31 protein-coding genes and 1 tRNA gene are annotated in these 24,794 nt (G+C 64.9%); 16 read left to right on the forward strand and 16 right to left on the reverse strand.

The genetic code is table 11. The annotated features are described in order from the left end of the window. The first annotated feature begins 1 nt into the window (after position 1). Positions 2–1,345: a tRNA (N6-isopentenyl adenosine(37)-C2)-methylthiotransferase MiaB gene (miaB, locus tag HNP60_RS14485; protein ID WP_221414683.1), complete on the forward strand. Its 1,344-nt coding sequence runs from the start codon at positions 2–4 to the stop codon at positions 1,343–1,345. A 5-nt stretch (positions 1,346–1,350) separates the two neighbouring features. Next, positions 1,351–1,785 carry an NUDIX hydrolase gene (locus tag HNP60_RS14490; protein ID WP_184155102.1) on the forward strand — a complete coding sequence of 145 codons (435 nt, stop codon included), beginning with the start codon at positions 1,351–1,353 and terminating at the stop codon, positions 1,783–1,785. A 285-nt stretch (positions 1,786–2,070) separates the two neighbouring features. Here the strand turns inward: HNP60_RS14490 and HNP60_RS14495 are convergent. Both HNP60_RS14495 and HNP60_RS14500 read right to left on the reverse strand, forming a co-directional pair. Further along, positions 2,071–3,013, reverse strand: a protein-coding gene (locus tag HNP60_RS14495) for an IS630 family transposase (RefSeq protein WP_476712839.1) whose coding sequence is annotated in 2 segments (ribosomal slippage) — positions 2,071–2,668 and positions 2,667–3,013 — 945 coding nt in all. Because the reading frame shifts where the segments join, the coding sequence is not laid out codon by codon here. Between the two features lie 34 nt (positions 3,014–3,047). Further along, complete coding sequence (locus HNP60_RS14500) at positions 3,048–3,464, reverse strand: LysE family translocator (protein WP_184155104.1); 417 nt, start codon at positions 3,462–3,464, stop codon at positions 3,048–3,050. Positions 3,465–3,607: 143 nt separating this feature from the next. Between HNP60_RS14500 and HNP60_RS14505 the strand changes: the two genes are divergently transcribed. Together HNP60_RS14505 and HNP60_RS14510 are read left to right on the forward strand one after the other, a co-directional pair. Beyond that, positions 3,608–4,756, forward strand: a complete 1,149-nt coding sequence (locus HNP60_RS14505) for an aminotransferase class V-fold PLP-dependent enzyme (RefSeq protein WP_184155106.1) — start codon at positions 3,608–3,610, stop codon at positions 4,754–4,756. 161 nt (positions 4,757–4,917) lie between these two features. Next, entirely contained in the window at positions 4,918–5,955 is a 1,038-nt protein-coding gene (locus tag HNP60_RS14510) for a rod shape-determining protein (protein WP_184053331.1), read from the forward strand. Positions 5,956–6,088: 133 nt separating this feature from the next. Here the strand turns inward: HNP60_RS14510 and HNP60_RS14515 are convergent, their stop codons facing one another. After that, positions 6,089–6,655 (reverse strand): outer membrane protein, encoded by a 567-nt coding sequence (locus tag HNP60_RS14515; protein ID WP_184155108.1) that lies wholly within the window; start codon positions 6,653–6,655, stop codon positions 6,089–6,091. A 432-nt stretch (positions 6,656–7,087) separates the two neighbouring features. On the opposite strand from HNP60_RS14515, the gene HNP60_RS14520 reads away from it, so the two are divergent. The 3 genes from HNP60_RS14520 to HNP60_RS14530 are packed head-to-tail and all read left to right on the forward strand — an operon-like array spanning position 7,088 to position 9,520. Beyond that, positions 7,088–8,032 (forward strand): PhoH family protein, encoded by a 945-nt coding sequence (locus HNP60_RS14520; RefSeq protein ID WP_051003777.1) that lies wholly within the window; start codon positions 7,088–7,090, stop codon positions 8,030–8,032. Then, entirely contained in the window at positions 8,025–8,573 is a 549-nt protein-coding gene (gene ybeY, locus HNP60_RS14525; RefSeq protein WP_184155110.1) for an rRNA maturation RNase YbeY, read from the forward strand. Before HNP60_RS14520 ends, ybeY begins: the two co-directional genes overlap by 8 nt. Positions 8,574–8,581: 8 nt before the next feature. Beyond that, positions 8,582–9,520 carry a hemolysin family protein gene (locus tag HNP60_RS14530; protein WP_014077264.1) on the forward strand — a complete coding sequence of 313 codons (939 nt, stop codon included), beginning with the start codon at positions 8,582–8,584 and terminating at the stop codon, positions 9,518–9,520. Between the two features lie 10 nt (positions 9,521–9,530). Here HNP60_RS14530 and HNP60_RS14535 read toward each other — a convergent pair whose 3' ends face one another. The 6 genes from HNP60_RS14535 to yajC all read right to left on the reverse strand — a co-directional run bounded on the left by HNP60_RS14535 (position 9,531) and on the right by yajC (position 14,168). Then, on the reverse strand, positions 9,531–10,091 hold the full coding sequence (locus HNP60_RS14535; RefSeq protein ID WP_184155112.1) for a 3'-5' exonuclease: 561 nt from the start codon (positions 10,089–10,091) through the stop codon (positions 9,531–9,533). A 209-nt stretch (positions 10,092–10,300) separates the two neighbouring features. After that, on the reverse strand, positions 10,301–10,654 hold the full coding sequence (locus tag HNP60_RS14540) for a hypothetical protein (RefSeq protein ID WP_184155115.1): 354 nt from the start codon (positions 10,652–10,654) through the stop codon (positions 10,301–10,303). Positions 10,655–10,825: 171 nt separating this feature from the next. Beyond that, on the reverse strand, positions 10,826–11,203 hold the full coding sequence (locus HNP60_RS14545; protein ID WP_184155118.1) for an Mth938-like domain-containing protein: 378 nt from the start codon (positions 11,201–11,203) through the stop codon (positions 10,826–10,828). 27 nt (positions 11,204–11,230) lie between these two features. Beyond that, positions 11,231–12,208 (reverse strand): protein translocase subunit SecF, encoded by a 978-nt coding sequence (secF, locus tag HNP60_RS14550; protein ID WP_184155121.1) that lies wholly within the window; start codon positions 12,206–12,208, stop codon positions 11,231–11,233. Between the two features lie 12 nt (positions 12,209–12,220). Beyond that, on the reverse strand, positions 12,221–13,819 hold the full coding sequence (secD, locus tag HNP60_RS14555) for a protein translocase subunit SecD (RefSeq protein ID WP_184155124.1): 1,599 nt from the start codon (positions 13,817–13,819) through the stop codon (positions 12,221–12,223). Between the two features lie 7 nt (positions 13,820–13,826). Then, entirely contained in the window at positions 13,827–14,168 is a 342-nt protein-coding gene (gene yajC / locus HNP60_RS14560; protein WP_184053309.1) for a preprotein translocase subunit YajC, read from the reverse strand. Between the two features lie 252 nt (positions 14,169–14,420). Between yajC and HNP60_RS14565 the strand changes: the two genes are divergently transcribed. From HNP60_RS14565 to HNP60_RS14585, 5 genes are all read left to right on the forward strand, one after another. Further along, entirely contained in the window at positions 14,421–14,870 is a 450-nt protein-coding gene (locus HNP60_RS14565; protein ID WP_051003778.1) for a helix-turn-helix domain-containing protein, read from the forward strand. Between the two features lie 50 nt (positions 14,871–14,920). After that, the gene (locus HNP60_RS14570; protein WP_184053306.1) at positions 14,921–15,271 is read left to right on the forward strand and encodes a hypothetical protein; all 351 of its coding nucleotides are present in this window, start codon (positions 14,921–14,923) and stop codon (positions 15,269–15,271) included. Positions 15,272–15,338: 67 nt separating this feature from the next. Continuing rightward, positions 15,339–15,785 carry a hypothetical protein gene (locus tag HNP60_RS14575; protein WP_221416052.1) on the forward strand — a complete coding sequence of 149 codons (447 nt, stop codon included), beginning with the start codon at positions 15,339–15,341 and terminating at the stop codon, positions 15,783–15,785. Then, entirely contained in the window at positions 15,772–16,236 is a 465-nt protein-coding gene (locus HNP60_RS14580) for a hypothetical protein (protein WP_184155129.1), read from the forward strand. The genes HNP60_RS14575 and HNP60_RS14580 overlap by 14 nt, the downstream gene beginning before the upstream one ends. A 233-nt stretch (positions 16,237–16,469) precedes the next feature. Next, positions 16,470–16,546 (forward strand) — tRNA-Pro (locus HNP60_RS14585). Positions 16,547–16,652: 106 nt separating this feature from the next. On the opposite strand, the gene HNP60_RS14590 is transcribed toward HNP60_RS14585, so the two are convergent. The 7 genes from HNP60_RS14590 to HNP60_RS14620 all read right to left on the reverse strand — a co-directional run bounded on the left by HNP60_RS14590 (position 16,653) and on the right by HNP60_RS14620 (position 22,065). Continuing rightward, positions 16,653–16,913: a hypothetical protein gene (locus HNP60_RS14590; RefSeq protein ID WP_184155132.1), complete on the reverse strand. Its 261-nt coding sequence runs from the start codon at positions 16,911–16,913 to the stop codon at positions 16,653–16,655. A gap of 994 nt (positions 16,914–17,907) precedes the next feature. Further along, complete coding sequence (locus HNP60_RS14595; protein WP_184155135.1) at positions 17,908–18,663, reverse strand: TorF family putative porin; 756 nt, start codon at positions 18,661–18,663, stop codon at positions 17,908–17,910. A 16-nt stretch (positions 18,664–18,679) separates the two neighbouring features. Further along, entirely contained in the window at positions 18,680–19,108 is a 429-nt protein-coding gene (locus HNP60_RS14600; protein WP_184155138.1) for a hypothetical protein, read from the reverse strand. 141 nt (positions 19,109–19,249) lie between these two features. Continuing rightward, on the reverse strand, positions 19,250–19,924 hold the full coding sequence (gene purQ / locus HNP60_RS14605) for a phosphoribosylformylglycinamidine synthase subunit PurQ (RefSeq protein WP_184053283.1): 675 nt from the start codon (positions 19,922–19,924) through the stop codon (positions 19,250–19,252). Between the two features lie 25 nt (positions 19,925–19,949). Next, positions 19,950–20,183 (reverse strand): phosphoribosylformylglycinamidine synthase subunit PurS, encoded by a 234-nt coding sequence (gene purS, locus HNP60_RS14610; RefSeq protein ID WP_014077279.1) that lies wholly within the window; start codon positions 20,181–20,183, stop codon positions 19,950–19,952. Between the two features lie 151 nt (positions 20,184–20,334). Continuing rightward, positions 20,335–21,402, reverse strand: coding sequence for a glycerophosphodiester phosphodiesterase (locus HNP60_RS14615; protein ID WP_260394919.1), 1,068 nt, complete (start codon positions 21,400–21,402; stop codon positions 20,335–20,337). 141 nt (positions 21,403–21,543) lie between these two features. Further along, on the reverse strand, positions 21,544–22,065 hold the full coding sequence (locus tag HNP60_RS14620; protein ID WP_260394920.1) for a DUF6456 domain-containing protein: 522 nt from the start codon (positions 22,063–22,065) through the stop codon (positions 21,544–21,546). Between the two features lie 94 nt (positions 22,066–22,159). Here HNP60_RS14620 and HNP60_RS14625 point away from each other — a divergent pair, with 94 nt between their 5' ends. The 4 genes from HNP60_RS14625 (at position 22,160) to HNP60_RS14640 (ending at position 24,792) form a co-directional block, all read left to right on the forward strand. After that, entirely contained in the window at positions 22,160–22,723 is a 564-nt protein-coding gene (locus tag HNP60_RS14625) for a helix-turn-helix domain-containing protein (protein WP_014077282.1), read from the forward strand. Positions 22,724–22,779: 56 nt separating this feature from the next. After that, the gene (locus tag HNP60_RS14630) at positions 22,780–23,133 is read left to right on the forward strand and encodes a hypothetical protein (protein ID WP_184053271.1); all 354 of its coding nucleotides are present in this window, start codon (positions 22,780–22,782) and stop codon (positions 23,131–23,133) included. 60 nt (positions 23,134–23,193) lie between these two features. Further along, positions 23,194–23,505, forward strand: coding sequence for a hypothetical protein (locus HNP60_RS14635; RefSeq protein ID WP_184155144.1), 312 nt, complete (start codon positions 23,194–23,196; stop codon positions 23,503–23,505). A 105-nt stretch (positions 23,506–23,610) separates the two neighbouring features. After that, positions 23,611–24,792: a glycosyltransferase gene (locus HNP60_RS14640; RefSeq protein WP_184155146.1), complete on the forward strand. Its 1,182-nt coding sequence runs from the start codon at positions 23,611–23,613 to the stop codon at positions 24,790–24,792. The last annotated feature ends 2 nt before the right edge of the window (positions 24,793–24,794 follow it).

Here is a 24,794-nt window from a genome sequence, read left to right on the forward strand (position 1 = left end):
CATGACCGATCCCAAGCCCCAGCCCCGGACATTCCACGTCAAGTCCTTCGGTTGCCAGATGAATGTCTATGACGGCGAGCGCATGGCAGAACTGCTGGCCGACCGGGGCATGACGGCGGCCGCCGAGGGCCTCGATGCCGATCTCGTCGTGCTCAATACCTGCCATATCCGCGAAAGGGCGGCGGAAAAGGTCTATTCCGACATCGGCCGCCTCAGGCGGGAAGACGGATCGCGTCCCATGATCGCCGTCGCCGGCTGCGTCGCGCAGGCCGAGGGGCAGGAAATCACCCGGCGCACGAAAGCAGTCGATATCGTCGTCGGTCCGCAGGCCTATCATAATCTGCCGGGCCTGATCGACGATGTGGTCGCGGGACGAGACGCCGTCGACACGGACATGCCGGCGGCATCCAAGTTCGACGTACTCCCCGGCCGCACGCGGCGCAGCAGCCCCACCAGCTTCCTCACCGTGCAGGAAGGCTGCGACAAGTTCTGCACCTATTGCGTGGTGCCCTATACGCGCGGGGCGGAAGTCAGCCGCTCCTGGAGCGCCATTCTGGACGAAGCGCGCGCGCTGGTCGATGGCGGCGCGCGTGAGATCACTCTGCTTGGCCAGAATGTGAACGCATGGGAGGGCGAGGACGAAGCCGGGCGGCGGCAGGGGCTCGACGGCCTCATCCGCGCGCTCGACCGACTGCCGGACCTTGCACGCATCCGCTACACCACCAGCCATCCCAACGACATGGCCGACGGCCTCATCGCCGCGCATGGCGAAGTGGAGAAACTCATGCCTTTTCTCCACCTGCCGGTGCAGGCGGGGAGCGATCGCATCCTCAAGGCGATGAACCGCAGCCACAGCCGCGAATCCTATCTGCGCCTCATCGAGCGCATCCGCGCCGCACGGCCGGACATCGCCCTGTCAGGCGACTTCATCGTCGGTTTCCCCGGCGAGACCGAGGCCGACTTCGAGGAGACGCTCTCCATCGTGCGCGAGACGGCCTATGCGCATGCCTTCAGCTTCAAATATTCCCCGCGCCCCGGCACGCCGGCCGCCGACATGGACGGCCAGATCGCGCCGGAACTGATGGACGAGCGCCTCCAGCGCCTGCAGGCCGCGATCAGCGCCGATCAGCTGGCGTTCAATCAGGCGACCGTCGGCAAGCGCACGACCATCCTGCTGGAGCGCAAGGGCCGCCACCCCGGCCAGCTCATCGGCAAGTCGCCCTGGCTCCAGTCCGTGCATGTGGAAGCGGCCGATGCCCGCATCGGCGACATCATCGAGGTGGATATCGTCAGCGCAGGACCGAACAGCCTCGGCGGCGCGGTCGTGGCGCGGCGCGCCGCCTGACGGGAATGCACCCCGCGTTCGGGCAGAAACTGGCAGGCCGCGATTATGTCGAGCGGCCCGGCGCCTATGCCTTCATTCTCGACGCCGAAGGCCGCCTCGCCCTCATTCGTCCCCAGGCGGGACGCCATTTCCTGCCGGGCGGCGGCATCGAGGCCGGGGAGACGCCCACCGACTGCCTGCTGCGCGAAATCGTCGAGGAAATGGGCTGGCGCGGACGGGTGACGACCGAGCTGGGTCAAGCGACGCTCTTCACGCAGGGAATCGACGGGCGCTGCTGGACCATCCGCGCTCATTATTTCCGCGCATATCTGATCGAGCGCCTGCCCATGGATGGGGAGCACGACTGCCTCTGGATGCCCCCTTCGCACGCGGCGCCTCTCCTCACCCGCGAATCGGATCGCTGGGCTCTTGGCCGGTTCCTGCTGGGCCGGGCGGACTGAGGTCCGGTCCGACATGCCCTCGGGCGCTCGGGAGGCCGAAGGATACACTCAGTGGGCGACCGCGCCGACCGCCAGACCGATTGAAAGCATCGCGAGCCACGAGGCGGCCGCGCGTCGTATCCAGCGCTGCCTCCGATGACCTGTCCCCTCATCCCGCCCACTGGCCGCTGCCCCCGCAGCCGCCCAAAGCAAAGCTATCAGCAGCACCGACAGAATGAACAATGCCAGCCTCCCCATGAAGACCGGTTCGCGAAAGGCGGGCAGCAGCGCTAGAGTCTGTCCTGTTTAGATTGAAGCATAGCCACTATTCCTGAGGTAGTTGGCGCACTCATGGGGTGGGAAGGCATTGAGCAGTTTGCCTATCCGCTGCCATGTGGCTTCGACGGTGCGCTCGGCGGCTTTTCGCAGTAGCAGCTTGAGCTTGGCGAAGACCTGTTCGATTGGATTGAGGTCAGGGCTGTAGGGCGGCAGGAACAGGAGCTTGGCCCCTGCCGCACGGATTGCCTTGCGCACGGCCTGACCCTTGTGACTGCCGAGGTTATCCATGATGACGATGTCGCCGGGCACGAGGGTGGGCACGAGGAACTGCTCGACATAGGCGAGGAAGAGCTGGCCGTTGATCGGGCCGTCGAGGACGCAGGGCGCATCGATCCGGTCGTGACGAAGCGCCGCCACAAAGGTCAGCGTCTTCCATTTGCCGAACGGCGCCTTGGCGATCAGCTTGTCGCCGCGTTTTGCCCAGCCCCGCAACGGGGTCATGTTGGTCTTGGCCCAGGTCTCGTCGATGAAGACCAGCCTGCGAGGGTCAAGCCGGCCCTGGTACTTCTTCCACTGCGTCCGCCGCCGAGCTACCTGCGGGCGGTCCTGCTCGCTGGCGAACAGGCTTTTTTTTGAAGCTGTGGCCAGCCTTGCGCAGCAGCGACCACACCGTGTTGGGGCTGACTCGGTGACCGCGCCCGGCCAGCTCGACCGCCAGCCCGCGCACCGTCAGATGCGGACATTCCTCAAGACGAAGCAGCATCCATTCCTGCTCCCCCGCCAATACCCGTTGCTTGTGGCCTCCCATCGGACGTGAACCGGCGTTGCCCGTATCACGCAGACGCTGCGACCACTTCACTGCGCTCGCCACGCTCACACCGAACGCACCAGCAACCTCGCGAACCGAGCGGCCCGACAAAACTGCCGCTGCAACCCGATCTCGCAAATCGTCAGAATAGGCTCGTGCCATCGCTGCTGGCCTCCTCCCCAGCAAGCAGCTTGAATCACAACAAAGCCACCTTGGGAATCCCCAAACGATTCAATCTAATCAGGACAGACTCTAGGCCGAAGATCAGGGCCTTGGGATTGAGCAGCGTCGTGCAGAAGACCTGTCGCGCCGTCACATCATAGCTTGCGCGGCTGGCCAGGACAGGCTGCCACAGGCGCATCGCCAGATACATCACCCAGGCAGCGGCGCTCAGCTTGATGACGGTCGCCAGCACGGGAAAAGAGGTCAGGAGCAGCGGGCCGCCCGCGCTCAACGGCAGGATGACAAGAAGATAACCGCACAGCTCCGCCGGTATCAGCGGCAGCGATGCCCGCACGCCCCGTTGCGCGCCAGAGAGCGCGAGAAGCGTGTTGGTCGGCCCCGGCGTGAGTAGCAGAGCCCAGATAGCCAGCGTGAATTCGGCAGGTCCCATATGCGGTGATCGTCCATCCGTTGCTGCAGCGCTTTGTCATAGCCTCCGCCCGGCGCCCTTGATCCTGAGCAACCGGCGCGGAAACTTGCGTTTGACTGCAATGCGGGATCGTGAAACGGGCGGTCTCGTCAAAGGAGAACGCGATGCCCGGCCTGCGCCAAGATATAGATCCCGAAGGCCTTCTCGAATATTCCGTGGTCTTCACGGATCGCTCGCTCAATCACATGAGCCAGTCCTTCCAGCAGGTGATGCGCGATATTCACGCGATGCTGTGCGAGGTCTACGGAGCCGAACGCGCCGTCGTCGTGCCCGGCGGCGGCACTTACGCGATGGAAGCCGTGGCCCGTCAGTTCGCGACTGGCCAGCGGGTCATGGTGATCCGCAACGGCTTCTTCTCTTATCGCTGGACCCAGATCTTCGAGGCGGGCGGCATTCCCGCCGAGGAAATCGTGATGAAGGCGCAGCGGCAGGGGGACGCGGCAGACGATCCCTTCGCGCCGCCTCCCATCGAGGAGGTGGTCGCCCGCATCCGCGCAGAGCGTCCCGCCCTGCTGTTCGCGCCGCATGTCGAAACGGCCTCGGGGATCATCCTTCCCGACGACTATATGCGCGCGCTCGCTGACGCGATGCACGAAGTCGGCGGCCTGTTCGTGCTGGATTGCGTCGCATCCGGCTGTGTCTGGGTGGACATGGCAAAGATTGGCGTCGATGTGCTGATTTCCGCGCCGCAGAAAGGCTGGTCCGCCCAGCCCTGCGCCGGTCTCGTCATGATGAATGCTGCGGCGCTGGACCGTTGCCGCGCCACAAAATCCACGAGCTTCGCTGCGGATCTCGGAAAATGGCTGACGATCATGGAAGCCTATCTGAACGGCGGCCATGCCTATCATGCGACCATGCCGACCGACGCATTGCGCGTCTTCCGTGACGCGATGGTGGAAACGAAGGCGATCGGGTTCGATCGGCTGCGGGATGCACAATGGGCGCAAGGCAATGCGGTTCGCGTCATGCTGGCAGTGCACGGTCTGCGCTCTGTGGCAGCGCCCGGTTTTGGCGCGCCCGGCGTCGTGGTGTCCTACACGGACGATCCGGCAATCCAGAATGGCAGCCGCTTCGCGCCGCTGGGTATCCAGATCGCGGCGGGTGTCCCGCTGATGGTGGACGAAGGCCCGGATTTCCGGACATTCCGGCTCGGACTGTTCGGACTGGACAAGCTGACCGACGTGTCGGCCAGCCTTACCCGCCTTGAAAACGCGCTCGACCAGCTTTTCCCGCCGTCCGCGAGATCGATTTGAGATTAGCGGTGGAAAGGCGCCGGTAGAACGGGCATCATGGGCATTCGCTGCACCGCGCGCCGATAATCTCCCGAAAGCACCGTCTCGCCTCTTTGGGCGATACGACCCGCAAGCCGGCGGGCAAGAGCAGAACACAAAAATTCAGGGTCGTGCGCGCATTTATGAAATTATCCAGATTGTTCAGTTTTTCCGGCCACGATCTTGCCATCGATCTGGGCACGGTGAACACGCTCGTCCATGTCGGTGGCAAGGGTATCGTGCTCAATGAACCCTCCGTCATCGCCATCGAGACCATTGCCGGCGTCTCCCATGTGAAGGCCGTCGGGGACGAGGCCCGGCTGATGCTCGGCAAGACGCCCGAAGGCGTGAAAGCCCTGCGCCCCCTGCGCGATGGCGTGATCGCCGATTTCGACGTCGCCGAGCAGATGATCCGCCGCTTCATCGACAAGGCGCTGGGCGGCAGCACGCGGCTGCGGCGCAATAATATCATCGTCGCGGTCCCATCCGGCTCGACCATGGTGGAGCGCCGCGCCATTCGCGACGCGACGTCCAACGCCGGGGCTTCGCATGTGCGGCTGATCGACGAATCCATGGCGGCGGCGATCGGCGCGGGCCTGCCCGTGACGGAGCCCATCGGCGCCATGGTCGTCGATATCGGCGGCGGCACCACGGAAGTCGCGGTGCTGTCCCTGAGCGGCATTGCCTACAGCGGCTCGGTTCGCGTCGGCGGCGACAAGATGGACGAGGCCATCGCCTCCTATATCCGCCGCCATCACAATCTCATGATCGGCGAAGTCACGGCCGAGCGCGTGAAGATCCAGATCGGACGCGCGACGATGCCGGTGGGCACCGGCGAGGCGATGTCCGTGAAGGGACGCGATCTGGTGAATGGCCGCCCGGCGGAAATCGAGATCAACGAAGCGCAGATCGCCGAGGCCCTGCGCGAATCGGTGGGGCAGATCGTGGGGGCGGTCATGAACGCGCTCGAGGAAACGCCGCCGGAACTCTCGGCCGACATCATCGACGAAGGAATCACGCTGACCGGCGGTGGCGCATTGCTGCGCGGGATGGCCGATGCCATTGCCGAGCGGACCGGCCTGCCGGTGAAGATCGCGGAAAACCCGCTGATGTGCGTCGCGATGGGCGCGGGCGTTGCGCTGGATAACGCCGTCTATGATGGCGTGCTCGCGACCGGCTAACACTATTCGCTGCTGGCGCTTGCCTCGCAGCGCCTGAAAATAAAAAGGCATGCGGCCCGTCTCGAACCGCATGCCTCTTTCATAAGCCCGTTATCGGGAGGTGCCGAACCGCGAAGCCCGGCTGCCCTGCCGTTCAGAAGCGGTAGGCCACGCCCGCCAGCACCTGATGGCGCTCGAACTTGTAGTCCTCGCCGCCAAGGTCGCCATAGCGATACTCGACGCGGGCCGAGACATTGTCGAGCAGCTTGCGCTCGACGCCGCCACCGACGAACCAGCCATCATAAGTGCGCTTGTCGGTCAGCGTCGCGGTGCCCACCGTCTGGGTGAAGCGCGCCCGATTGTTGGCATAGCCGCCGCGCACATAGAGAAGATTATTCTCCCCCACGACATAGCCGGCGCGGGCCGACAGGTCGAACGCGTGCAGCGGATTGATCGAGGCGTTATCGGGACCCGAGGGGCCGATGCGGTCGCTCGCGCCCAGCGAGAAGCCGGCTTCCGCGCCGAGGACGATGTTGGGCGTCACCTGATAGTCATAGCCGGCGAACACGCCACCCACGACGGCATCCTTGTCATCATTGATGGCGATGTCGTGGTTCCATCCAGCCTGAACACCGATATGCGGTCCCTGGAAGGACTGGGCGAGAGCCGGGGCGGAAACGAGCGCGGCAGCGGCTGCCCCGACGAGCATGAAACGGTTCATATTGATTTCCTTTCTTTTTTGCCGGGTCCGGGCCGCCTGACCTTGAAATGGGGGCGGCTCTCCCGATCTTGGGGAGTGAACAAACAACCTTTTCGTTCGGAGGCCGTGCCGGATCAGAATGGGCGATACGCCCGCTCCGGTAGAACCCCTTTCTGTACTGACAGGTATAATAACCCGGACTAAGCTGCGCAAGTATATTTTTATACCGAGCGATATTTTTCCGCCGGACGCCCTTCCGGTCCCGACCGCTCTCCGCCCCCTCCCCCGGCGACACCCTCGACACAATCGTTGGACTTACCCCTTGTGGGGCAGCCGGTCCCTCTGGCATGAAGGCGGAGATGACAGCAGTTCTCCACGCGCCCCGCGCAATGAGTCGGCCCCGTGCCTAAGCGTCACACCCGGGCAGAGGCCGGCGAGAAGGGCCGTCTCGAGATGGTGTTCGAGAAGCCTTATCTGCTGGGCGCGCTGTTCGGCGAATATGACCAGAATCTGGTGGCTATCGAAAATCGCCTCGGCGTCTACATTGCCGCGCGCGGCAACAAGCTGCAGATCGAGGGGGACGCGGAAGCCGCCGCCCGTGCCCGCGACGTGCTCCAAGGGCTCTACAATCGCCTCGCCGTCGGCCAGACAATCGACAGTGGCGCAGTGGAGGCCGTGATCGCCATGTCCGCCGAACCGACGCTGGACGGCATTATCCGGCATGACGTCTCCGAACCGCCCAAGGTGATGATCCGCACGCGCAAGAAGACGATCGTCCCGCGCTCGGCCAATCAGGGCGTCTACATGGAAGCGCTGGGGCGGAACGACCTCATCTTCGCGCTTGGCCCTGCGGGGACCGGCAAGACTTATCTTGCCGTCGCGCAGGCGGTGAGCCAGCTCATCACCGGCTCGGTAGACCGCCTCATCCTTTCGCGCCCCGCCGTGGAAGCAGGCGAGCGGTTGGGCTTCCTGCCCGGCGACATGAAGGAGAAGGTCGACCCCTATCTGCGTCCTCTCTACGACGCGCTCTACGATACGCTGCCCGCCGAGCAGGTGGAGCGGCGCATTGCCAGCGGCGAGATCGAGATCGCGCCGCTCGCCTTCATGCGCGGCCGCACGCTCGCCAACGCCTTCATCATTCTCGACGAGGCGCAGAACACCACGCAGGCGCAGATGAAGATGTTCCTCACGCGCTTCGGCGAGGGAAGCCGGATGGTCATTTGCGGCGACCCCCGGCAGGTCGACCTGCCGACGCCCGGCATCTCCGGCCTTGCCGATGCCGTGGAGCGACTGGAAGGCATCCAGGGAATCGCGACCGTGCGCTTCACCACCGCGGATGTCGTCCGCCATCCCATCGTGGGCCGCATCGTAGAAGCTTATGAAGGGCGCGATGCTTGACGTCATGACCGATGTCGGGCCGGACTGGCCCGAAGACACGGACTGGACCGCGCTGGCAGACCGGGCCGTGCGCGCCGCGCTCGCGCTCGCGCAGACGACCGACGCCCGCCTGATTGATGCCCGTCTGCAGGTGGAAGTCTCCGTCAAGCTCTCGGATGACGGCGAGGTGCGCCAGCTCAACGCCGCCTATCGCGGCAAGGACAAGCCCACCAACGTGCTGTCTTTCCCCATGGTCCAGCCCGATCTCATCGAGGCACTGGCCAACACGGACGATGGCGAAGCGCTGCTCGGCGACATCATCCTGGCGCGCGAGACCTGCGCCCGGGAAGCGAGCGAACGCGGCATTTCCCTGGAAAGCCATGCCACGCATCTCATCGTCCACGGCACGCTCCACCTCATCGGCCATGACCATGAGGACGACGTGCAGGCCGAGACCATGGAAGCTATCGAAATACGCGCCCTTGAAACACTGGGCCTTGCTGATCCATATGGGGACCGGGAGCGAGGCGATGCCCGCCCCATTGATGAAACAGGGACCTGACCAGACCAATGGCAGAAACAGCCACGCCCACCCCCGCCAAAGAGGGCGAGAGTAGCAGCGAAGGCGGACGAATATGGCGGGGCCTGCGGGCCCTGCTTTTCGGAGACAGCGGCGGCACCAATCTCAGGCGCGAGCTTGAGACCGTCATCGAGCAATATGATGAGCAACAGCAGGAACCGGCCGCGTTCCCGGCCAAGGGCGACCTCACGCCGCTCGAACGGCAGATGCTCCGCAACATGCTGCATTTCAGCGAGCACAGCGTGGACGATGTCGCCGTGCCGCGCGCTGACATCATCGCCATTTCCCAGGACGCCAGCTTCGCGGAGCTGATGGCGCTGTTCGTCGAGGCCGGTCACAGCCGCATTCCGGTTTATGAGGATACGCTCGACAAGATCACGGGCATGATTCACATCCGCGACGCCTTCGCCATCCTGGCGCGGGCCGACGCGCATCCCGAGAGCCTCGAAGGCCTCATCCGGCAGCCTCTTTATGTGCCGCAGAGCATGGGCGTGCTGGACCTGCTGGCCGACATGCGCGCGAAGCGCACCCACCTTGCCATCGTTCTGGACGAATATTCCGGCACGGACGGGCTCGTCACCATCGAGGATCTCGTCGAGGAGATCGTCGGCGAGATCGAGGACGAGCATGACGAGGCACCCGAGGCCATGCTTGTGCCACTCGAAGACGGTCTGTGGGACGCTGACGCCCGCGCCGAGCTGGATGATGTCGCCGAGGCGATCGATCCCAAGCTCGCCGAGATCGACTCCGACGTCGACACGCTGGGCGGCCTCGCCTTCGTCATCGCCGGCAAGGTTCCGGCTGTCGGGGATATCCTCATGCATGAGGAAAGTGGGTGGCGGATCGAGATCATCGAAGGCGATTCGCGGCACGTCACGCGCCTGCGCCTTCATCCCCCCATACGCATCGAAGCAGAATCAGCGGTCTGACGGCCGGATTTCAGGGCGCGGAGATCAGTTCACCCTGCCAGATCGATCGTGCGGGCGGTGCGTAAGTACTCATCGCCCGCTCGAGACCCAGCTCGCCCAGCAGCCGCGCCAGCCAGCGGGCATCATCCTCCGCGCGGTGGCGACGGGCACGCTGCATATCCGCTTCCGCCATGGCGCGGTGGAGTCGTTCCGGATCTATGTCGTGAAACGCACGCAGATCGGCCAGGCATCGCACGGCCACATGATCGGGCTCGCCTGCGGCCCGGAACAGGACGCGCGACCACTCATCGTCGAAATAGCTGTCTGCGATCAATTCATATCCGCCGACCGCGGCCCGCAAATGGCGTGCGACCTCTGCGACGTCCATGCCTTCGCGCGCCAATCTCTCCCGGCTGATGCCGTGGAGGGTTTCGGCCTCCTCGCTCCACTGCCAGTCGCGCCAGGAAGCATGCGGCTTGATGAGCCAGGACCGGCTCCAGCCGAAATCCGTGGCGATCCCCACTTCAATCGGAAACGAGCGGCCATATTGTGGCAGGCAGGACGCCTCGAAATCTATCGCTATGAAGGGCATGTGCTTTCCTCTGGCTTACGGGCAGCCGGTTCCCCGGTGCCGAGCCCCCATCCTCTCTTGTCACTCGCAGGACAGGCCGCTGCCGGCTCTGTTCCATTGCCCTGCCAGTTTCGGCTGTCTTCTAATGCCCTTGCGTTAAGATTTGGCGTCAAAAAACGAAGGCGCGGGACGAGCCCGCGCCATCTCCTGTTCGACCATATGGTTGCGGTCTATGCCAATGCAAGAGGCCCGCGAAGCCTGATCTGCTCGGGACAGAGCCCAATGGCATCCGCGAGAAGCGATCCAGCGGCCGTCGCCAGCCGCACACCATAATGATCGCGCGGCAGGGAAACCGCCAATGCCCAGCTTTCGCAGCCTGCACCATAACAAGCGGTGACCCGAAGAGCCGACTCATCAGCCGCCGCGCTGAAAGGCTGGGACGCCCAGCTCAGCTTCGTGGCTTCGCCGCTGCGGTCTATCTTCCAGTCACCCTCGCCCACCTTGGCGGCAAGGATCACAAATGCGATTGGAATGCCGGCCTTGAATGCACGGCCGAGGCGCCCTTCCGGAATATGGCTCGCCACGTCAGTCCTCCTCTCTCAGACGCTTCGCCGCTCCGCCCTTTCGGCAAGGCCCGACGCCGCCCGCACCTTCCCTGTCGGGACACGCGACTAATGCTGCGCCGCTTGCTGCGGCATGAACGAGCAGGATAGAGGAAACCATCTGAAGATCCCGCCAGCCCGGCGGGCTGGCGTTCAGAGCGGCATCAGGGCGCCGACAATCTGCCGTTCTTCCTGGCGCAGCACACCCCAGGCCCGGGCGGCTGCCCGGCTGTCCATGGCTTCCACGCCGATGCCGGTCGCTTCAAGCGCTCTCACGAAGGCACGCGGCGGCTGCACCAGACGGGCGCCCGTCCCCAGCAGCAGAAACTCGGGCGCCGGATCGATGTCCAGCCACTGCCCCAGCATCGCCACGTCCAGCAGGTCGGGATGCGCCGGCGCATCCCACGCGGCGACACCGGACGGATCGATGAGCAGCCCCCCGGAAAAGACCCGTTCGCCCACCCGGAACCCCCGGCCCGCGAAGCCGGTGATGACGGGGCCAGCCGGAATCTCCTCTCGGCGCATTTCCATGAGGCGCTCTCCCGCCCGCGCCGCGCCTCAGCGCGGCGGCAGTTGCTCATTGACGCTGACCCGCTCCGCGCCCGCGACCGGTCCGCCGGCCTTCGCCACGAAGCTTTCCGAACCCACCTTCGTCCACACCAGGATCGGCGCCGACATGTACACGGAGGAATAGGTACCCACGAAGATGCCGAACAGCATCGCGGCGGTGAAACCGAAGATCACTTCGGGGCCTAGCAGCAGGAGCACCACGAGCGTGATGATCATCGTGAGCGAGGTCATGATCGTCCGTGCCAGCGTCTCGTTGATCGAGAGGTCGAGCAGCTCGATCAAACCCATCTTCCGGTACTTGCGCAGATTCTCTCTGATCCGGTCATAAATGACGATGGTGTCGTTCAGGGAGTAGCCGATGATGGTCAGCAGCGCTGCCACGATATTGAGATTGAACTCCATCTGCGTCAGCGCGAACAGGCCGAACGTCAGGGCGACGTCGTGGAACAGCGCGAAGAGCGCTCCCATGCCGAACTGCCATTCGAACCGGAACCAGATGTAGATCGAAATCGCAATCATCGCGAAGAACATGGCCCACACGCCGGTGCTGAACAGTTCCCCCGAAACCTTGCCGGAGACCGTATCCACGCTGCCGAACACGGCATCGGGATGAGCCTTCAGGATGGCCGCTTTGAGTCGGTCCGCCGCCTGCGTAGCGGCGTCATCGCCGCCTTCCGGCAACGGCGTGCGGATCGACACTTCATTGGGCGCGCCGAATTGCTGGATGTTGGCCTCGCCCTCGACGACTGCGCCTACCGTGCCCCGCAAGGCATCGAGATCGGCAGGTTGCGAGAAAGTAACACGCATCATCTGACCGCCGACAAAATCGACGCCCAGATTGAGACCGCGCGTGGCCACCAGTGCGACGGACGCGATAATGGACAGGATGCTGATCGCCATCGCGATCTTGCGCCACTTGAGAAAGTGGAGATTGGTGTTGTCCGGGACGAACTTGAGCAGACGCATCTTTCCGGCCCCTCAGATATTCAGTGTCGCGGGCCGCGAGCGCAGCCAGAAGGACGCGAACATGCGTGTGACGGTGACGGCCGTGAAGACCGACGTGACGATGCCGATGGTCAGCACCACCGCGAAACCCTTGATCGGCCCGGATCCGAAGTAGAACATCAGGGCCGCCGCGATCACATTGGTGGTATTGGCGTCGAAGATGGCGCGCTGCGCTTCCTTGTAGCCGGTCTCGATCGTCTGGATGATACTGCGCCCGCGCCGCTGCTCCTCCCGGATGCGCTCGTTGATGAGCACGTTGGCATCCACCGCAGCACCGATCGTCAGAACGAAGCCGGCAATACCGGGCAAGGTGAGCGTCGCGTTGAAGATCGCCATGACGCCGACAATCATCAGGATGTTGAAGACCAGAGCGAGATTGGCATAGACGCCGAAGCGGCCATAGACCGCAACCATCAGCACCAGCACTGCAACCGTGGCGATCACGCCGGCCAGGACGCCCTTGCGGATGGAATCGGCGCCCAGATCCGGCCCGACCGTGCGCTCCTCCACCACCGTGAGTTTCACGGGCAACTTGCCCGAGCGCAGCGAGATGGCGAGCTGGTTGGCGCTTGCGACAGTGAAATTGCCGCTGATCTGCGCGGAACCGCCCAGGATCGGCTCGTTGATGTTCGGCGCCGACAGCACCGATCCATCGAGGATCATCGCGAAAGGCTTGTTCACATTCTGCTGCGTCGCCCGGGCGAACTTGTTGGCCCCCGATCCATTGAAGCGGATGCTCACCACAGGCGCGTTGGTCTGCGGATCATAGGCTTGCTGGGCGTCGATCAGTTCATCGCCCGACACCATGACCTGGCGCTTGACGGCAATGACCGGCTGACCCAGCGGATTCTCGGGATAAGGCAAGATCTCGCTGCCAATGGGCGCGATGCCCCGGGCGAGATCGGCCGGATTGGCGGTCGTGTCGACCAGCTTGAATTCAAGCTTGGCTGTCTGGCCGAGCAGATCCTTCAGGGCCGCCGGATCCTGCAGGCCCGGGACCTGCACCACGATGCGGTTGCTGCCCTGGCGGATGATAGTCGGCTCGCGCGTGCCCATCTCGTCGATGCGCTTGCGGATGACCTCGGTTGCCACCTGCATAGCGCTCTCGATGGCATTGGCAACGCCCGCCTCCGTCGGCGTGACGACAATGGTGTTGCCATCGCGCACTTCGACATTGAAGTCGCGCTGACCGGTCAGCCCCGCGCCCTGCGTCAGCGGACGGATGCGCTCCACGGCGGCATCCACTTGCGAGGCATTGCGAACCATGAAGCTGAGCTGATTGTTCCGCGTCGACATTTCGCCGATGGCGATGCGCGCATCGCTGCGCCGCAGCTCGGTGCGGATCATCTCTTCCATGTTCTGGATGCGCTGGGCCGCGACATCCTGGGTGCTGGCTTCCAGGAGGATATGACTCCCCCCGGAAAGATCGAGCCCCAGATTGACCCGGGCCTGCATGAAGCCCGGCAACTGAGCCACCACCCGATCGGGCAGGAAGCTGGGTACGGCGAAGAGGCATCCGATCACAGTCGTCAGCGTGACGAGCCAGATCTTCCAGCGCGGAAAGTCGAGCATGGGCGGCTCAGTCGTTCGCGGGCTTGGCCGTCAGGGGATCGACGACATCGCTCAATGTCGCCTTGACAGCCTTCACCTTGATGCCCTGCCCCAGTTCCACATCGACATAGACATCGTCCACGCGCACCACCTTGCCGACAAGGCCACCACCGGTGACGACCTGATCGCCCTTCTTGACCGCCGCGACCTTGGCGCGGTGCTTCTTCATCTGCTGCTGCTGCGGACGGATCAGCAGGAAATAGAAGACCACGAAGATCAGGATCAGCGGCATGAAGTTGAGGAAGGCTGCCATGCCGGAGCCAGTGGATGCGTCCGGCGCAGCCGAAGCGAGAGCGTTTATGGTGAACATTGCGGTCCTTGAGCAGCGCAATCATGCGGATGGGAGAACGGATCGGCCGGTAAATGAGGCGACCGATCGCCTCGTTCAAGGCCGCGCGGCTAGCATATCCCCTGTCCGCAGGCAACCGGCATCGCTATTCTGGACACTGCTGCCGGCATCGGCCGCATCGCGTGCGATTCGCCCGTCCGAAGCCGTTTCGGGGCTCATCGAAATTGTAAATTAGGGCGTGACAGGAGGGTGTTGTCATTGTCACATAGCATCATGTCGAAGCCCGAAGTCATCACCCGCCTGACCGAGCGGCAACGCGCCTGCCTGGAGCTTGTCGCCATGGGCTTCACATCCAAGCAAATCGCGAGAAAGCTTGGGATTTCCCACTCCACCGTGGACAATCATATCCTCGCGGCGACACAGATCCTCGGCGTAGCGGATCGCCGGGAGGCCGGACGCCTCGTCAGCATGGCTGGGCAGGAATTGCCTAGGCAGGCGGAGCCCCTTACCGAACACGAAAAATCCTCCATTGTGGACATGCAGGAGGCGTTGCAGCAGCCGAGACACACAGGGCTGAAATTGCTGCCACCGGTTGGAGGTTCGTTGAATGAGCAGTCTCTGGGGAACAAGACGATCCAGATTGTCTCGCTCGCGTTTCTCTCCACCCTGGCGGTCATTTCCATGGCTCTGCTGATTTCGGGCGCATTCAAGGCCTTCAGCTAGTTCACGGGTTCACTGCATGACGGCGCAGCGCGACTGCGCGAGGAGGAGCTATGTTCAAGATCCAGGAAACCACCGGCCTCGTCGTCGCCGACGATACCAAGAGCACGATCACGGCGATTGACCGCGCGATCCTGTGCAAGACCCGCCTCGCCAGTTCCATCATCGAGGCCAGCGAACAGTCCGGCCTTCCCATGGCGCAGAGCCAGAAGCTGCTCGAAGGCATGGCTCGCGGTTTCGATCATCTCGTTGCCGGACGCGGCGACATGCTCTCTGTGGTGCGCCATCTCACCGCGATCAAGGGCGGAAGCTCGCTCAAGGTCGTCGACTTCGGCTGCCCGGATGGCCTGGGCCCGGATCTCGCCAAGCCCGCCGTCACCATCGAAACCGCCCGCGCGGACTGAAGCAGTTTAGACGGCAGTACCCCACCCTGCCGTCGCCAGACAGGATTGCGACAGGAGCGAACGAACCGTGTCAATGCTGATCGCAATCCTGTTCTGGTTCCTCTGCCTCTCGGCCTGCGCCTACGCCCTTGTGCTGGGCGGCTGGGAGGGACGCTGGACGACCTTGGTCGTGTTGCTCGCCGCCCTGGGCACCATGGCGGTCAACCGCTGGACCAGCGCGTATCAATATGAAACCTTCTGGGCGAGCACCAACATGATGGTGCTGTTCATCGATGCGGCGACATTCTTCGCGATGTTCGTGATCGCGGGCGTCAGCGATCGCTGGTGGCCCATCTGGGTTGCCGCGTTCCAGCTCAACAGCGTCGTCGCCCATTTCGCCACCATGATCGACCCCGTCTTCTCGGCCCTTGTCTACCAGGGCTATGAGGGCTTGTGGGCCATCCCCCTGCTGCTGGTCATGGTGCTCGGCATTTATCGAGACCGGATGTGGACCGCACGATATGGCCTCGCGTGAAACGGGTCTGAGCGGCAACGCCTCGCTGCCCTTCCTCGATTCGATCCGTCAGCAGGTCGCGCAGATCCCCACTGGAAGCCACACCGAGGACGGAGCGCTCCGCACGGGCATCGACTTTTTCTCCGCCGCGCGCATTTTCGTCACGTTCAAGGTCAAGCTCGCGGAGCATTTTCCCGAGGCCATGCCGGATGAGACATTCGACTTCCTTGTCGACCTGATGGTGCATGAGTGGCTCAGCCGGCGCATCGGCGCGCAGCGGCCGGCCGAGCTCGGCCTGTCCCGCTCCGCCTCGCTCAGCCCGCGCATCCAGCACGCGCTGGCGCTGGGGCTGATCTCGCTGGAGCCCGATCCGGCCGCTGACGATCTGCGCATCGTCACTCTCACCCGCAGCGCACGCGCCCGGCTCAACGTGTTCTTCGATTATATGGCGAGCTACATCTCCGCGCTGTAGAAATCCCGGCACGGCAGGGCGCCTGATACGGCCCGCAGGACGCCCCCCGGAGGAGACCCCGATCAGCAGGCACCCCGCCGAGGGACCGACTCCCCGGCCGGAAAAGTGGCGCCCGAAACCGCTCCGGCCCCGCGTCCGCAAAGCCATGGCGGCCCGCTCCCAAACTCCGCGCACCGCACGCCGACACAGACCTTGCAACTTGCGCGCGATCCGCTTAGGAGGCGCCCTCCGGTCGGGACGTAGCGCAGCCTGGTAGCGCATCACACTGGGGGTGTGGGGGTCGGAGGTTCGAATCCTCTCGTCCCGACCAAAAAGCAATCATTTACAATAGTTTGTGCCGCACCTTGAGGCATCTGGTGCGCCACCCCACGGCGCCGTCTAGCGTATATCTAGCAGCGCCGCTGAATCGCAGCCAGTTAGGACGCCTGCCGCTCCTTCAGACGGTCCTCCGCTATGCTTGCCTTCACTGCGCCAGCCATCTCTTCAAGCTCTTCTTGCAGAGCATAGCGTGAATCAGGGAACTCGAAATACAGTTCCCAAACCAGATCACTCACGCAGGCTCGAAGCAATGCGTCCCGAAGCGAGGGGTTGCTGGCAAGCCCCCGAACATGCTCAGCAAACTCTTTCGATTTGGCAGATACCTGCCGATCAAGTTCAGATTCAGTTTCGTTCGACACGCTCAGCGCCTCCTTTACTCTCAGCAGACCAGTTTATCAGAGCGGCGACAGGAAGCTAGATCAATGGCGTCATAGCAGCACCCCACGCCCGAGGGCGCAGGGTGCTGGCAGCGCCAGGGTGGAAAGGAGTGCCCGTCCCCGCTGCTGGCCCCGATGTTGTGAAGGCGAGGGGTCGGTGGCCTTGACCCTCATCGCGGGAGTTAAGCTCGGACCTCCCAACCTCTATCTGAATCTGTCCTCGTCCTCCGGGCATCCATCCGCGCCGCTGCACAGGCGCAGGCGGATCACGTCCTCTGAAAGAAGGGCGGCGGCACTTCATGCACCGCTGCCAACCTACCTTCCTGACCACGCGAGGCGGGCTAGCATCGGCGTCTAGCACTGGCTCCCGGCCCGGCGTCGGCATCCGTCGTAGGCCCATCGCTGCGGCTCGATCATGCCTTGCAGGTCTGCTCCTTCCCGCGCCGGGAATGAGAAGGTGTCGATAGGCGCACGGGGAACGGGCCGCGGCGCGGGTGATGCTGGCGACGGAGGTACTGGCCCCCTCCGCGTCCAGCGCGCCCGCACTCACTGCCGCATATGCGCCATCAACGAAGGCATCCCACGAACCATAGAATATGACGATGGGCGATGGTCGCGGCTTCCAGCCCTCCTCAATCCGCTTCACGCGACGTTGGAGGGCGCGGAGGCTCATGTGGTCAGGACCGGCGATCCACAGCACATGCCTCAGTGGGCAAGTTCATGTGTCGGTTGAGAATGCCCTCTCGAATCTCGTTCTGCTTCTCCCGTAGCGAGCAATGCCGGCCTCGCAGAGATCAAGCTCCTTGAACAGATTTTGTCTCTCTTCGCTGTGCACTTCAGCTTTTAGCTGCTCTGACATACCGCCCCCCACACGCCGCTTCCCGAGGTGGCATGTTCGGCTCAAGCAACCAAGTCATCAACCGACAAGGCGCAGCGAGCGGAAGAGAGCGATCATCTAGCCCAGGTCAATCTGCCCCTAAAGCGCCACCCGCAGCGACCAAACCACCCGCTCCCCGACATGCCGGTCAATATAGGGCCCTTCCGGGTCCACCGCGCCGATGCTGGTGCCGGAATAGCGCAGTCCGGTCGCCAGCCGTCCCATCACATAATCGAGGCCGACAGCATGATCCCAATAGCGGCCCTGTGGCCTCAGCCGGGCGGCGCGTATGGCATCCTCCACGCGTCCCGATGACCGGCCGATATGGCCGTAGATGCTGAGGGGGGTGCCGGGCACGCCCATGTCCGCCGCGAGGCTGAGATAGAGATTGTCCCCGCCGATCGAGTCCTGCGGAGGAGCGTAGCTCGCGCCGAGATGGAAGCGCGCGGGGCCGATATCGTAACTCAGGCTGCCGTCCCCCTCGACATAATCGAGGCCGGCCGCGCCGGGAAAGACGTGCCCCGTCGCGCCCAGCGAGAGCATCCATGGGCCAAGATCGCGCCGATAGCGGGCGCCAAGATCGAGCCCGGCATCCGCGCCGCCATGCCGCCGGCTCTGCCGCAGCGAGGTGGCGCCCAGGCCGATTTCCAGGCTCCGGCTCAGATCAAGCGTGACATTGCCCTCGACCGCCGCTTTTCCGTCGCTCCAGGAAAGGCCCCGGCGGCGATGATCGGTCGCCACCTCGAGCCGAAAGGAGGGATCGAGGCCCGTCTGCGCGCGCGCCGGCAGGGCAGGCAGCAGCGACGCGCCGCCAAGCGCGGCAACCAGCAGCGCGCCGCGCCATTGACGGATCATATCCCTCCAGCTCGCGTCAACGCATTGCCAAGGCTTGCGCCGCGCGAATCTCTCCCGGCAGATTGGCCCGGTCCGCTTCGGCCATGGCCGTGATCTTGTCCCGGGCATTCTCGATACTCGTGGCAATCTGGGTCTCCACATAGTCGCGACGGCCCGCGCACCGACCGGGCACCTGCCCCTCGACACGATGGCCATCGCCGGCCAGCCGCCGGACGAGCGGCGCGGCGTCCTGATCGCGGCGGATCTCCCGGTCGAGCTGGACCTTGGCGGACCAGACGCAACGCTGGTTGCCGGGGCGCGAGCCGGGCGAAATGCCGATCGTCCGCATCTTGGTCGTGACGGTCTGGCGATAGTTCACATGATAAGTCACCCCTTCGTGCTCGACAGTGGTCTGATGCACGGGGGCACTGGCGGCGACCGCGGTGGCGATGACAAGGCTAAGCATCCTGTTCCTCCTTCTTCGGGATGATACTGCCTAAATTTTGAGCAACATCTCTCTGATATGCTCAAATTAAAGGCACACCCCTCAGGTAAGGCCGCCGTCTTTCCGGATTGTTTCCAGAACGTAACGTTGGCTGGCGGGAGGTCAGGCGCGTTCCAACAGACCCTCGACAAGCCCTTCGAAAAGGCGGCGACCGTCCGTGCCGCCATGGGCCGCCTCGATCACGCGCTCGGGATGCGGCATCATGCCCAGCACGTTGCCCGCATCGTTGAGGATGCCGGCGATATCCCGTGCCGAGCCGTTGACGCTCTCGCCGTAGCGAAAGGCCACCCGGCCCTCCCCTTCCAGCCGGTCGAGCGTGGCGGCATCGGCGAAATAATTGCCGTCATGATGAGCGACCGGCACAGTGATATGTTCGCCCGCCTCGTAGCGGCTGGTGAAAATGCTCTGGCTGTTCTCCACGGTCAGCGCCACGTCGCGGCAGACGAAATGGATGCCCGCGTTGCGCATCAGCGCGCCGGGCAGAAGCCCGCTTTCAGTCAGCACCTGGAAGCCATTGCAGACGCCGAGCACATAAGTGCCTTTCGCGGCGGCCTCGGCCACCGCCCGCATCACGGGCGAGCGCGCCGCCATCGCGCCGGAGCGCAGATAGTCGCCATAGGAGAAGCCGCCCGGCACGCCGATAAGATCGATGCCCTCGGGGAGTTCCGTCTCGCGGTGCCAGACCATCACGGGCTTCGTGCCGCTGACGGCCTCGAAAGCCACGGCAAGGTCGCGATCGCAGTTCGATCCCGGGAAGACGATGACGGCGCTTTTCATCGCAATAGCTCCCTTCCCGCGCGGCTCAGCCGACTGCCTCGATCCGGTAGTTCTCGATCACGGTATTGGCCAGCAGCTTGCGGCACATCGCGTCGATGTCTGCTTCACTGGTCCCCTCGGCGAGATCCAGTTCGATCAGCTTGCCGGCGCGCACGTCATTGACGCCGCCAAAGCCCAGCCCTTCCAGCGCATGCTGGATCGCCTTGCCCTGCGGATCGAGCACGCCGGACTTCAAGGTGACGAACACGCGGGCTTTCATGGGGGCGAGTCCTCTTTCGGCTTGCTTGAGCGGATGCCGCAGCCCCTAGACCCGGCTGGCCGCGCCCGCAAGGGGGTGACACGGGAAGGCGCCCGGATGGGTGCCGCCGGAATAGCCCCGGCATGAGGCATCTGGCCACCAGCCGGCGCGCTTAGCGCCCGTCCACCGCGATGCGCCCGAGCGCCGGGTCATCAGTGAAGAACCGATCGATGCCGAGCGCGAGATAGCGGCGGATCTCGGCGATCGATCCCGCTTCATTGCGGGCGTTGTTCCCGGCTCCGTCGCGCAGTTCCAGCGGCAGGAAGCGGTTTTCCGGCCGGAAGGTATAGGCACCCACCAGCAGCCCGGCCTCATGCGCGTCGCGCACCAGGCTGGTGGGTTCGCCCCACCGCCCCTCGGCATCGAGCGGGATCAGCATCCGGCTGGAGGGGGAGACAGTGTCGGCATAGGCCGCAATCGCACGCAAGCCCGCAGGTGTCGCCATCTCGCCATAAGTCAGCGAGCCGCCGGCCGCCGCGATATCGGCAGGCGTCTCGTCGTGTTCGCCGAGGAGTTGCATCAGCCTGATGTTGGAGTTGCGCCCGATCCGCTCGCGCAGAGAACGTAGATTACCGATCTCGAAGGACTGGATCTCGACGGGATGCCGCCGGCTGTGCTCATGCGCGGCCAGCGTGGCGAGCAGCCGATCCTCGATCGGCAAGCCGATCCCTCCGAAATAAGTGGAATGCTTGATCTCAGGCACCAGCCCCACGACGCGGCCATGCGCGGCGCCCTCAGTGGCCGCCAGTTCGATCACTTCGCCCAGCGTGAGGATGGGGAACTGGCCGTCATATCCCCGGCTTTCCGGGCGTAGGTCGCCCAAGCGCTCGATGATGCGCAGGGTCTTGAGCTCGGCGAGCGTGAAATCCTCGGTGAACCACCCGGTCACGCTGTGCCCGTCGATCGTCCGGGTTGTGCGGCGGCGGGCGAATTCGGGTCGGCTGGCGACATCGGTGGTCGACGCAATGTCATTCTCATGCCGTGCCACGAGCACGCCGTCGGCGGTGATGACGATGTCGGGCTCGATATAGTCGGCCCCGTCGGCAATCGCCTTGGCATAGGCGCCCGCGCTGTGCTCCGGCCGCAGGGCCGAGCAGCCACGATGGGCCAGGACGAGTGGCCGCGTCCGCCCCGGCGCTCCTACCACCCTGCCCCCGGCCGGCGCGGCCAGCGCAGCCATTCCCCCCAGAACCATGGCTTGCCTGCGGTTCAGCACATCCGTTCGCTCTCATTCTCCGGCTCGATGGCCATCTCGCGGTTCCTGTCATCGCACGACGTCAGCTTCGTGACAGCCACCTCCGCCAGCGGATATGGCCTGCGTCTAGCGGATGCGATAATAATCCGCGACCCGATCGAGCGCGAAGCCGAGCACGAGCTTGCCGGCGCGGGCCGGCCAGCCCAGCGTCTGCTCAGCCGCCGCCAGACTCTCGCAAGCGCAGGCCACGCGCCAGAGGATGTCCGAAAGGCCCGGCCCCGCGGCGGCCAGAGCGGCGTTCAGCCGCTCGCGCGCGGCAATCTGGGTCATCGTCCGGTCCGCGCCGCCGGGCGCAGGGCGCCGGCCACGGGATGGCGCCGCCGCCATATCCCAGTTCATCGTCACCCGGGCATTCATGGCCGCACGCTCCCAGTCGGCGCGAATGGCCTCCGCTGCTGCGAACTGGCGGCTCGAAAGCATCCGGCGCGCATACAGCCAGCTTGTCGGCGATTCCCCAAGATTGATCGTCACGACATGCGGCTTGCCGTCGGGGCCTTCCACGCGTCTTTCCACCAGCTTCTGGGCCGCGCTGCCCGCTTGCGGAACCTTCTTGGCATGTCCGTTTCCCTGCTTTGCTTGTACCGCCATGGATGGTCTCCTTCCCCGATTCGGGCTGCCCCATTGCCATGGCGATGGAAATGTAGGACAGGCTAACCGTTCAGGTTATCTGGAGACCGGTACGATGATTACCCGCATTCGCGAGGTCCGCAAGGCGCGCGGCCTGACTTTGGAAGAAGTGGGTGCGCGCTGCGAACCGCCGACCACGGCGCAGACGATTGGTCGGCTCGAGACCGGAACGCGAACCGTATCGGTGAAATGGCTTAACCGCATCGCCGCAGCGCTGGACGTGCAGGCCAGCGATCTGGTGGACCTGCCCGCGAGCGAGAAAGTACCGGTGGCAGCGCTGGTGGGCCCCGATGGCGCCGGCGCGCCGGCCCGTCCGCTCACGCTCGTGCCGCCCACCGTGCCGAAGGGGGCGCTCGGCATCCGGATGACCGCCGCCCTTGGCGATTATCGCGCGGGGGATGAGTTGTGGTGCGAGCCACTGCCGCCCGAGCGCTTCACCGAAGCGCTCAACCGCGACGTCCTCGTGCCGCGCCCGGCGGGGCGTTTTCTTTTCGGCCGCCTCATTGGCCGTGATGGCATGATGCTTCATCTGCTCCCGCTTGGCGCGGGCACCCGGCAACAGGTGGTGAACGATCCCGCCTGGATCGGCCTGCCGGTGCGCCTCATCCGAAGCCTGTAGTAAGGCCACGCGCCCGGGCATTGCGAGAAGCGTCACCCGCCTCTATCGCAACCTTGATGTCCCCGCGCCGCGCCCTGACGCCTTATCGGCTCGTGTTGGCCCTGCTGCTCGCCATGATCGGGCTGCAGGCGATGCCGAGCGGCGCGGCGACTTTCCAGCCCCGCCAGGGCTCCGCCTTCAGTTCCGCCACCCTCGATGTCGCGCTGGTCACCGTCACCCGGCGCATCGCCGAGACGACCGCGCCGGCGCTGCCGCACCCTCAGCCATTGCTGCCGTCCTTCGTGCAAGTCACGGCTGCCACCAGCCCGCCGTCCGTCGGCGCGCCAGCGCCCCGGCCCGCCTCCACCGGCCCACCGCGCCCCGCAATCCATGTCGTCCTCCATGCGCCGAGAGCGCCACCTCTCCTCTGAGTTCCCGCCCCGCGCCTGTTCCGGGCGCGGCCCAGCTTTCTGAACTCGGAAGAATCGATCATGCATGACACTGAATTGCCCTCCTCCGGGAGCGCCGAGCGGCGCACCCGGATCGAAACGCTTGTCGGCGCTTATCCCGACCTCGCGTCCCCGGAGCTTGACGAGCTGCTTCATTGGTACCGCAAGGAAGCCTCCGCGCTCGAGGTAGCGCTGCTCTCCGCCCGCACCGACATCCGTGCCGGCTACGCCCGCTTTTTCCGCGATCATATCGATCGGGTCTCGCCCCGCGATCTCGCGCGGGCGGCGCTGTTCCTCGGGGTGAGCGGGGCCTTTGTCTGGGGCTTCTGCATGATTGCGCTAGCCCGGCTTTGACCGCGCAAGGGCGGCGCCGGGTGCAGGCTAACGGACCCGGTCGCCGCCGATGCGCAGGCAGAGCCCTAGTGCCTTCTTCATGGGCTGCTGCTAGGCAAGGGCGCCATGACGCTGCGCGTGCTCACGCTTTCCACTCTGTTCCCCGACGCGACACGTCCCAATTTCGGCGTGTTCGTGGAGCGGCAGACTTGTGCGCTGGCCAGCCGGCCGGATGTGGACGTCACGGTCCTCGCGCCGCTCGGCCTGCCGCCATGGCCTCTCTCCCTCCACGCGGTATATCGCGCGCGCCGCGCCCTCCCGGCCGAGGAGCAATGGCAGGGCCTGACCGTCCACAGACCGCGATTTCCCATCATCCCGGCTATTGGCGGGCGCTGGCATCCGCCCCTGATGACCCGCGCCATTCTGCCCCTCGTCCGGCGCCTCCATGCGACGCGGCCATTCGATGTGATCGACGCAAGCTTCTTCTTCCCCGACGGGCCGGTCGCTCGCCGCCTCTCCAGGCAGCTCGGCATTCCCTATTCCGTGAAGGCGCGCGGGGCGGACATTCATCATTGGGGCCGCGATCCGGCGACAGCGGCGATGGTGCGGGAAGCCGGGCGGGACGCAGCCGGCCTCCTCGCTGTCAGTGAAGCGATGAAGGCGGACATGGTGGCGCTGGGCATGGAGCCCGCCAGGATCCGCGTCCATTATACCGGCGTCGATCAGGCGCGCTTCAGGCTGGCAGATCGCGCGTCCGCAAAGGCCGCGCACGGCCTTTGCGGCCCCGTCGTCACCGTGCTGGGCGCACTCATCCCGCGCAAGGGACAGGCGCTGGTGATCGAGGCACTGGCCCGCCTTGCCGATGTCACGCTGCTGCTCATCGGCGACGGCCCGGACCGGACCGGTTTGAGCGCGCTCGCCGGACGGCTCGGGATGGCGGCGCGCGTGCGCTTCCTCGGCAGCGTCCCACATGGCGATCTGCCGGGCTGGCTCGCCGCGAGCGACATCATGGCCCTGCCCTCCGCCTCGGAAGGGCTGGCCAATGCATGGGTGGAAGCACTTGCCTGCGGCGTACCGCTCGTCATCAGCGAGGCAGGCGGCGCGCGCGAACTGCTCGACCGGCCGGAAGCGGGCCGCATCGTTCCGCGAGAGCCCGAGGCCATCCAAAAGGCCATCGCTTCGCTTCTCGCCACTCCGCCCGATCCCGCAGCCGTGCGCGCCACTGCCGAGCGCTTCAGTTGGGACGCCAATGGCGCGGCGTTGGAAGTCCATCTGCGGGCCTGCGCGGGAAAGACAGCAGGCGAATGAAA

Origin of the sequence: Sphingobium lignivorans (assembly GCF_014203955.1) — a bacterium.
Classification (GTDB): domain Bacteria; phylum Pseudomonadota; class Alphaproteobacteria; order Sphingomonadales; family Sphingomonadaceae; genus Sphingobium; species Sphingobium lignivorans.